Source organism: Desulfobulbaceae bacterium, from assembly GCA_013792005.1.
Classification (GTDB): Bacteria; Desulfobacterota; Desulfobulbia; order Desulfobulbales; family VMSU01; genus VMSU01.
The window spans coordinates 1-9,552 of sequence record VMSU01000237.1 but is presented as its reverse complement, the minus strand read 5'-3'; the positions used below and the strand labels follow the sequence as shown (position 1 = coordinate 9,552).

At 48.5% G+C, this 9,552-nt stretch carries 9 protein-coding genes; all 9 read left to right on the top strand.

Features of this window, described 5'->3' with window-relative positions:
- Window positions 1-526, top strand: a 526-nt coding sequence (locus FP815_15515) for a 2,3-bisphosphoglycerate-independent phosphoglycerate mutase (protein MBA3016340.1), incomplete at its 5' end; no start/stop codon positions are given.
- Window positions 527-577: 51 nt separating this feature from the next.
- Complete coding sequence (locus tag FP815_15510) at window positions 578-1,966, top strand: threonine synthase (GenBank protein ID MBA3016339.1); 1,389 nt, start codon at window positions 578-580, stop codon at window positions 1,964-1,966.
- The gene (locus FP815_15505) at window positions 1,950-2,633 is read left to right on the top strand and encodes a DUF1684 domain-containing protein (GenBank protein MBA3016338.1); all 684 of its coding nucleotides are present in this window, start codon (window positions 1,950-1,952) and stop codon (window positions 2,631-2,633) included. The genes FP815_15510 and FP815_15505 overlap by 17 nt, the downstream gene beginning before the upstream one ends.
- 26 nt (window positions 2,634-2,659) lie before the next feature.
- Entirely contained in the window at window positions 2,660-3,223 is a 564-nt protein-coding gene (locus FP815_15500) for a DUF3334 family protein (GenBank protein MBA3016337.1), read from the top strand.
- Window positions 3,224-3,517: 294 nt separating this feature from the next.
- Window positions 3,518-4,480 carry an Mrp/NBP35 family ATP-binding protein gene (locus FP815_15495; protein ID MBA3016336.1) on the top strand — a complete coding sequence of 321 codons (963 nt, stop codon included), beginning with the start codon at window positions 3,518-3,520 and terminating at the stop codon, window positions 4,478-4,480.
- A 90-nt stretch (window positions 4,481-4,570) separates the two neighbouring features.
- Window positions 4,571-5,209, top strand: a complete 639-nt coding sequence (locus FP815_15490; protein ID MBA3016335.1) for an MBL fold metallo-hydrolase — start codon at window positions 4,571-4,573, stop codon at window positions 5,207-5,209.
- A 3-nt stretch (window positions 5,210-5,212) separates the two neighbouring features.
- A complete protein-coding gene (selB, locus tag FP815_15485; GenBank protein MBA3016334.1) occupies window positions 5,213-7,129 on the top strand; it encodes a selenocysteine-specific translation elongation factor in 1,917 nt (638 codons plus the stop codon).
- A 120-nt stretch (window positions 7,130-7,249) separates the two neighbouring features.
- A complete protein-coding gene (gene hflX, locus FP815_15480; protein ID MBA3016333.1) occupies window positions 7,250-8,839 on the top strand; it encodes a GTPase HflX in 1,590 nt (529 codons plus the stop codon).
- Window positions 8,836-9,408, top strand: coding sequence for a DUF4390 domain-containing protein (locus FP815_15475; GenBank protein MBA3016332.1), 573 nt, complete (start codon window positions 8,836-8,838; stop codon window positions 9,406-9,408). The genes hflX and FP815_15475 overlap by 4 nt, the downstream gene beginning before the upstream one ends.
- Window positions 9,409-9,552: the final 144 nt, after the last annotated feature.

Below are 9,552 nucleotides of genomic sequence, written 5' to 3'. Positions count from 1 at the left end.
TTTTTTTAACGGAGGCCGCGAGACCCCATTTCCTTTAGAAGACAGGGTGTTGATCAATTCCCCCAAAGAAGTTGCTACCTACGACCTGAAACCACAGATGAGCGCTGAGGAGGTGACAGCCGAACTTTCAACTCGCATGGCAGACACCTCCTACAGCTTCATCGCCTTAAACTTTGCCAATGCCGATATGGTCGGCCATTCAGGAAAGTTTGATGCAGCGGTTAAAGCCTGCGAAACCGTTGACGCCTGCCTCGGGCAATTGGTTCAGCCCTTTTTGGATCAGGGAGGAAGTGTGGTAGTCTGCGCCGATCACGGCAATGCCGACATCATGTACGATGAAGTGACCAAGGGACCACATACAGCGCATACCTTAAATCCGGTTCCCTGTATTGTGATCAATGATCGCTTAATCGGTCGCACCCTCCGTCGCGACGGAGCTTTGAAAGATATCGCACCCACGATCTTGTCATTGATGGATTTACCGATCCCCAAGGAGATGGAAGGTGTTTGTCTGCTTGAAAAATAATGTCCGGCGACAGAGTTTAAATCTGTCCCCTTTCCTTGTTAGAGAACAGCGATGAAATACATAAGCACACGTGGTACGATTGAGCCTATTAGTTTTACTGAAGCGGTGATGATGGGACTGGCAACCGATGGAGGCCTTCTGTTGCCAACCGAATTGCCGGTAGTTGATGACCAAACCCTTGCTGACTGGAAGGCCTTGTCCTACCCGGAGTTGGCCTTTGCAGTCATGTCTCGTTTTATCGATGACATCCCGGATGCTGAGTTACGAGAACTCATCACTCGTTCCTACCAGACCTTTTCCCACCCTGAAGTAACCCCTTTGGCTAAAAAGGGCGGTCTTCATATCCTTGAGTTGTTTCATGGGCCCACGCTGGCTTTTAAAGATGTTGCGCTCCAATTCCTAGGCAATCTCTTTGAATATCTGTTGAACAAGCGTAACGAAAAGATGAATATCCTCGGCGCCACTTCGGGTGATACTGGAAGTGCCGCAATCCATGGGGTTCGTGGCAAGGAAAGGATTAATATCTTTATCCTCCATCCTCATAAACGTGTCAGTCCTATTCAGGAACTGCAGATGACATCGGTTACCGATGCCAATGTCTTCAATATTGCCATCCAAGGGACATTTGATGATGGTCAGGCTATCGTCAAGACCATCTTTAATGATATCCCCTTTAAGGAACGGCATCATTTGGGAGCGGTTAACTCCATCAACTGGGCACGTATTCTGGCTCAAGTCGTCTATTATGTCTATGCTTATTTTCGGGTTTCCGAGCAAGAAGGTCATGACTCAGTTGACTTCTCGGTTCCTACCGGGAATTTTGGCGATGTCTTCGCGGGCTTTGTGGCCAGAACCATGCTTGGCCCACAACGGATTGCCCGCCTGATCTTGGCAACCAATGACAATGACATCCTGGCTCGGTTCATCGTCGATGGAAATTATTCGATGTCCCAGGTTGTTCCAACGTGCAGCCCATCAATGGATATCCAGTTGGCCTCCAACTTTGAACGGTATCTCTACTATTTGAACGGACAAGATGCCACGCGGACAGCCAAGGACATGGATTTCTTGGCACAAGAGCGACACCTAGTCTTTAATCCCGAAACGATAGTGCGTATTCGGGAAGATTTCAGTGCTCGCCGAGTTTCAGAGGTTGAGGTTATCGCCACCATCCGTGACTTTTATCAAGAAACCGGCTATGTGCTCGACCCACATACAGCAGTCGGTGTAAAGGCTGGGCAGGAATTTTGTACCCCAAGGCCGATGATATGTCTGGCAACTGCCCACCCCGGTAAGTTTGGCGCCGCTGTGTCTCAGGCAATTGGCGAACAACCACTGCCTCCCTCTCTAGCTGCCTTGCACGGGATGCCTACCCGTTGTCAAATACTGGCTGCCGATTCGGCTGTTATTAAGGATTTTATCAATGAGCATGCCTTATAATTTTCTCCGATTGAACAGTCTAGACATCCGGGTGTCAACGATCCTGCCTTTGATAATCTGGTTCATCGCCCTGTTGAGTTTGACTTCCTGCACATCAGGACCAAACCGGGTAGAGACCCTGAAGCACAAAAAGGCAATCATGGAATCACGTCAGGATAAAGACCGTTTTTTCAAGACATCACCGGACTCTCCTCTTCTTAATGAACAGCAATGGCAGTTTAAAGAGCTGAGTTATTATCCTGTCGACATCACCTATCGAGTTACTGCTCATTATCAACGTTTGGTTGAGCCCAGGGAATTCAGGATCCAGACATCAACAGGACATGAACGAGTCTATGTGGCCATTGCCCAACTTGACTGCACCGTGTCGGGCAAGGCCACGACACTCTTTGCCTACCAGGAGAAGGGGCAGGACCCCAGAGCTAATAATATCCTGTTTATCCCGTTTATGGATCGGACCAATGGCCTGGAAACATATCCGGGAGGACGTTATCTTGAAGTTGGGGAGCCCACTGGAGATTCGGTTGTGCTGGATTTTAATTTGGCCTATAATCCATACTGTGCCTATAATTACAACTTTTCCTGTCCAATCCCTCCACCAGAAAATCATATAAATTTGGAGATCAAAGCAGGGGAGAAACTTTTCCCACTTGGTCAGTTGCAATAAAACTGATCTTTTCTTAGAGGAGAATTATGAAAAATCTTGCGATCGACCGTTTAGCCATCGCTCTTTGTCAAGCCACCAAAGAGACATTAGAGAAAGGAATTGGCCAGGATGTAACATATGTCAAGACCATTCAAGATATTCCAAGAGTAAGCATCCGACCGGACCTTGGTTGCTTCGTCCAGTTTTACGGAGACTATAACGGACTGGTAGCATTTAGTTTTTCAGATGAATCGGCCTTGTATCTGTACCGTAACTATATGTTAACCATGGGGATGCCTGCTGAGGGTTTAGCCGTTAACGCTACATCGGCTGAGGTGGCTGACTCCATAGGTGAGTTAACCAATCAGATCCTTGGTTGCGCTATGAGGATGGTTGAGTCCGAATATGACTTAAACGCCAAATTTGGCCAACCAAAGGCCCTGACCTTAAGCAACGGCATCACCTTGGTCCCTGAAGCGTCAACCGGCGTCGTGGGCGCAGGTTCCGGAGCAAGTGCTTTTGATAACCGCAGAATCGTCTTTAAACTTGAGGAGTCCAGGTTCTACCTGGAACTTGCCATGGAGCATATCGCTTTTATTTTAATTGACTGACCTTGATAGCTTCGCAGATAAGTGTAGACAAAAAATTGTCCTGTCTCCTGCGTTGTTGGTTATTTGTTGAGTGTAAGGGACGCGGAAATTACCAATTTACCATAACGCATCCCGGCTTTGGGCCATCTTTGGTCGTACTTCAATCACACAATCCTCGACGTAGCGCTGCTACGCCTGCGGTTTTGTTCAATCGGTGCAACCAAATCTGACCCAGATCCGGGTGCGATCCAGGTAAATTGGTAATTTCCGAGTCCCTAAGCAGCACACATTTTTATTATGGAGGATAACGGTATCATGAGTAGTTCATGCGGTACATGTGACAGTAAAAAATCCAGCTGCGGTTCATCCGCGACCAACGCCCAATCGCATATCGCCCAGCAGGATGTGGCGATTAAAAGGTCTCTGGCTAAAATTAAGCATAAAATTCTGGTTATGAGTGGTAAGGGTGGTGTCGGTAAGAGCACTGTCTCAACCAATCTGGCCTTGGGACTCGCCAAACGAGGTTTTAAGGTAGGACTTATGGACGTAGATCTTCATGGGCCCGATATCTGTCGAATGCTTAATCTTGAACATAAACTTCAAGATGCAAGTTCACGAAGTGAGGGTGGGTTGCTCCCTCCGATTCAGGCAATGGAGAATCTCAAAGTTACCTCTCTGGAATACATGATGGAAGACCGTGACGATCCGATTATCTGGCGCGGTCCTTTGAAAATCCAAGCGATTCGTCAGTTTATTGCCGATATGGATTGGGGGGAGTTGGATTATCTTGTCATTGACGCACCTCCCGGTACCGGTGATGAACCACTGACCATCTCCAGCACCATCCCGGATGCTCAAGCCCTGGTGGTTACAACCCCTCAGGAAATTGCCCTGGCTGATGTTCGGAAGTCCATCAATTTCTGCAACCATGTCAAGATGAGAATTGTCGGCCTGGTGGAGAACATGAGCGGTATGATCTGTCCCCACTGCAATAAAATTGTCGATGTCTTTAAAAGCGGTGGCGGTGAACGTACAGCAAAAGATTTCAAAATTAATTTTCTTGGTCGAGTTCCCATGGATCCTCGAGTTGTGATGGGTGGAGACGATGGCAATCCTTACCTTGTCTCTGATAACGATAGCCCAGCGGTTGTGGCATTTAATACTGTAGTGGATAACGTCCTTGCGCAACAACAACCTGTGAAAAAGCCTGTAACATTGTCCAATATAGGTTGTGGTTGTGGCAGTGGTGGCTGTGACCCAAACAAGTGTGATTGCTAACTCATAATTAATGCCTAGCGCACCCCGCTCTGAGAGGCGTTTTTATAGAGACTTACTTACCCACTGGTTATCGCCAGTTGAAGGAATACCATGATTATACAGCAATTAGTCGTTGGCGCCATGGGGGTGTGCTGCTACCTCCTGGGTTGTGAAGAAACCAGAATGGCAGCTGTTATCGATCCGGGGGGGAATCCGGAAAAAATTTTGGCGGCGGCCAAAGCGAGTAATCTGACGATTACCAAGATCATTAACACCCACGGCCATCCTGATCATGATTGCGCTAATGGCCCTTTAAAAGAGGCCACGGGAGCAAAAATCATCATCCATTCCAAGGACGCCGAGTTCTTCGCCCGTCCCGAAATAACGGAATATTTTTCTATACTTGGCTTGCCAGCCTCTCCACCGGCTGATCAGACAGTGAATGATGGAGATATTATCACGGTGGGTAACTTGACCTTAACTGTCATCCATACCCCTGGTCATACTCCTGGGGGGATCTGTATTTATGCGGCCCCTAATCTATTCACGGGGGACACCCTTTTTGTTGATGGGGTGGGAAGAACCGATTTCCCTGGCGGCGACACCTCCACCATGATGCGATCCATCCGCCAGAAATTGCTGGTCCTGCCGGGCGACACCAAAGTATGGCCCGGTCACGGTTACGGTGGGGCCTCTTCGACCATTGCCAAAGAGTCACGATCAAATCCCTTTCTGACCGGAGAACTATAAGCAATGCGGGAGATTGTCCTGGGCACGGCCGGTCATGTTGATCATGGCAAGACCAGCCTGGTCCGGGCCCTCACCGGTATTGATACAGACCGGCTCAAGGAGGAAAAAAGGCGGGGTATAACCATTGAACTTGGGTTTGCCTTCCTTGACCTCCCATGCGGCCATCGCCTTGGTATTATTGACGTCCCCGGTCATGAAAAATTCGTCAAGAATATGGTGGCAGGGGCAGTCGGTATCGATCTGGTTGCCTTTGTGGTCGCTGCAGATGAAGGGATCATGCCCCAGACTAGGGAGCATTTTGAGATCTGCTCCCTCCTGGGAGTTAAACAGGGTCTGATTGTCATTACCAAGATCGATATGGTGGATCCGGAATGGCTGGAGATGGTCCAGGAAGAAGTCCGTGGGTTTTGCGCCGACAGTTTTCTCCAAGATGCGCCCATGATTTTAGTATCCGCCGTTACCGGGCAAGGGATTCAGGAAGTCAAAGATACCCTAGACCAGTTAGTTCGCACTACCGAATTCAACGAGGCGTATGGGCCGTTCCGGATGCCAGTTGACCGGATCTTCAGTATGAAAGGTTTTGGCGCCGTGATTACCGGCACCTCAATCTCTGGTCGGGTCAAGGTCGGTGAGGATGTGTGTCTGTATCCCCGAAGGCAGCCTGCAAAGATTCGTGGCATTCAAGTCCATGGGCAGGATGTTACCGAGGTTGAAGCTGGACACCGGACGGCAATCAACCTCCAAGGCCTGGAAACAGAATTTGTATCCCGTGGCGATGTCCTTGCCTCTAAGGATTGTCTGCTCCCTTCCTACATGCTTGATGCCGATTTCACCTATCTATCAAGCAATAGCAAACCGTTAAGAAATCGTGCCCGGGTCAGAGTGCATCTCGGTACTGCTGAGATCATGGGTAGAGTCGTTTTGCTTCAGCAAGATGAAGCCCAGCCAGGGACTCGTCTGGATATTCAGGTCTTACTCGAAGAACCAGTGGCCACATGGCCTGGGGACCATTACGTGGTCAGAAGTTACTCTCCTGTTCAGACTATTGGCGGCGGAGTTGTGCTCAACAATTGTCCCCCTCGTAAACGCCGCCGTTTTAAGGCGCTGAATCAAGAAGCTTTTACTCTCTATCGTTCTGGAACCCTGGAAGCAATTGCCATTTTTCACCTTGACGATAGTGGTTTTCAAGGTATGACCATCAATGAGCTTGAAATTCGGCTCGGTCTCTTTGGAAAACGATTGAAAAAGGTGTTGGAGCGGCCCATCTCCCAAAGCGCCATTGTTGTGGTCGACTCTGATCGACAGTGGTTTGTCAGCGCTCAGACCATGGCCCGGTTAAAGGAAGAGCTTGTCGTTATTCTGGCCTATTTTCACCAAGAAAATCCCTTGAGAGAAGGTATGGGGAAAGAGGAATTGCGTTCCAGGCTCTATCAGGGGTTGGAACCTAAACTCTTCCAGATGGTGCTCAACAGTTCCGTAAAGGAAGGGACCATCATCCAGGAACAGGCACTCATCCGATTGGCCGACCATCAAATAGCCTTAAAAGAAGATGAAGAGGAGGCAAGGCGTGAGATCAGGGGGTTATTTAAAACTGCCGGATTATCTCCGCCCACTAAAAAAGATCTGATCGCTCAACTCAGCCACTACTCTAAAGCGCTTGTGGTCCAGGTTCTAGACCTGATAGTCCGTGATCAGCAGCTGGTTAAGGTAAATGAAGAACTTTACTACGACAAGGAGAGCCTTACAGATCTGCAGCACAAATTGATTGAGCAACTCACCAGAGACGGAGAGATTGATGCGCAGGGCTTCAAGACCCTGTCCGGGTTATCCCGTAAATTCTCCATTCCACTTCTGGAGTACTTTGACAAGATGAAACTCACCATTAGGGTAGGGGACAAACGGGTCCTTAGAGGGCGTTAGCCTCATATTTAGTTTAAAGGAATATTTATCGAAACGTTAGTTGGTAATACCTCCGGTCTTAAGAGTGGCCATCTCCACGCACTGGAACGAATTGTTCGGCGCAGGGTACCTCCGGAATTGATGATCAGCGCGGAATTAGCCCGTGACCTTTCTCGACTGTCAATGGAGATCGGCAGGCAAATCGGTCTGCTTGTCGATCGCACCGGGCGGATCGTCATGGTGATTGTTGGCGATAAGAAGGGGATTATGATCCCTGTTTTGCCCACTGCTCGCTCATCGGGTTCCCGTCTCAAGGGCCTTCGGTGTATTCACACCCATCTTGGCGGCGAAGAAATCAGTGAAGATGACCTGATGGACCTCCTCTTTTTACGGCTTGACCTGATGGTTATAATCAAGGTTCAACCGGATGGCCTGCCGGAACGTCTGTACCCTGTCCATCTTTCACCAGAACAGATTGACAACAAAAATTGGGTCTTTCTGCCGCCTGTTGTTCCATCGCATCAAGACCCGTTTTGTCTTGAGCTTATCTCGACCGTTGAATCCCGTTTTGCTCAATTTCAACCCCTCTCATCTATCGATTCCAAACGTGATCGTGCCATTCTGATTAGTGTCAGTGGTCAGTCAAAAATCCAGGCCCAAGCATCCATGGACGAACTGACGGAGCTTGCCAAGTCTGATGATATTATCGTCCTTGATGCCGTTGTTCAGCGACGGAGCAAGTCCAGTTCTCGATTTATCATCGGTCGTGGCAAGCTAGGTGAGATTATGCTTAAGGCTCTGCTGTTGAACGCCAACCTCCTGGTCTTTGATCAGGAATTGAATGCCAGACAGGTTCATTCCATTGCCCAGCACACCGAACTTCGGGTCATTGATCGAACTCAACTGATTCTCGATATCTTTGCCCGCCGGGCTCTTTCTCGCGAAGGACAGGTCCAGATTGAGATGGCTCAGCTCAAATATATGCTCCCCCGGCTTGAGAGCCGAGACGATTCCTTATCGAGACTCACTGGAGGCATCGGCACCAGAGGACCTGGCGAGACAAAGCTTGAAGTAGATCGTCGGCGGATCAAAGACCGGTTGGCTAAACTTGAATCCAAGCTTAAAACCATTAGCGCTGAACGTCATCATCGACGTGAACGTCGTCGCAAAAAGGAGGTTCCTGTCATTTCACTTGTCGGTTATACCAACGCAGGCAAGTCGACTCTCCTCAATGCCCTAACCAATAGCAACATTCTTGCTGAAGATAAACTTTTTGCCACACTCGATCCGACGAGTCGCCGGTTGCGTTTTCCCGAAGATATCGAAGTAATCATTACCGATACTGTAGGCTTTATCCGGGATTTGCCGAAAGAGTTGCTAAAGGCATTTCAGTCGACTCTTGAGGAGCTGCATGAAGCTGATGTGTTAGTTCACGTTGTTGACAGCAGTAACCCACGGTGCGAAGAACAGATTAAGGTAGTCGATGATCTCTTGACACAGCTTGATCTGCATCTGCCGACACTGATGGTTTTTAACAAGATTGATCTTGCCGATTCTGAAACAGTGGCACACCTCGTATCACAATATCGTGGAGTGGCGGTGTGCTCTCTTCAGCAGGAGTCTCTTGTTGAACTGCTGAGACGGGCCCGCATCATGGTTTCTAAAGCGATCTTGGTCCCGGAGAGTGCAAAAAATGATTGTGTCAGCGACATAGAGGATGCGGTGTCATGAGAGTATCAGTAGGGCGTAAGACATTAAACAGTCTGATGCTGTGCTGGCTTATGCTTATAACGCCTGTCTTGGTCGAAGCTAAAGAAGCTATGATCAAGGATATTGTAGTTACTAATTCCAGCTCGGAGCTGCTCCTTTTTCTGCGCGTTGTTGATGTCTTTTCGCCTGAGATAATTGAGGGAATCAGCAATGGGTTGGTGGCAACTTTCAATTTTGATATCCGACTTATTATGGTTCGAGATGGTTGGCCGGATAAGGAAATAGACCGCCTCCAGTTGGTTCGCACTATGCGCTTCGATTCCCTCAAAAAGGAATATCAGCTCAACCTTTCTCAATCAAGCGCTCAACTAACAACCGGTTCATTGACCAAGGCGGAAGCTTTGATGACTGAACTGAATGGCGTCAAGGTTGTGCCGCTTAGCATCCTGTTACCAGACCGTCAATATGTCGTCAAAGTTCGGGCCACATTGGTAAGAAAAAATCTTCCTTTCTTAGTTAATTATCTGATACCTTTTAGTAATTTTTGGGATGTGGACACCGGTTGGCACAATGTCCGGTTCCGCTATTAAGTGGTAATGATCCGTGTGTTTTTTTATGATCGTTGGTATTAATTCCCCTTGAGTTCCTCTATCTTGCACCATAGCCTTTGACAGAATAGGTAGTTTCGCTGTTATGACCGCGACCCTTAACGATACCGAACTGACCCAGTACAA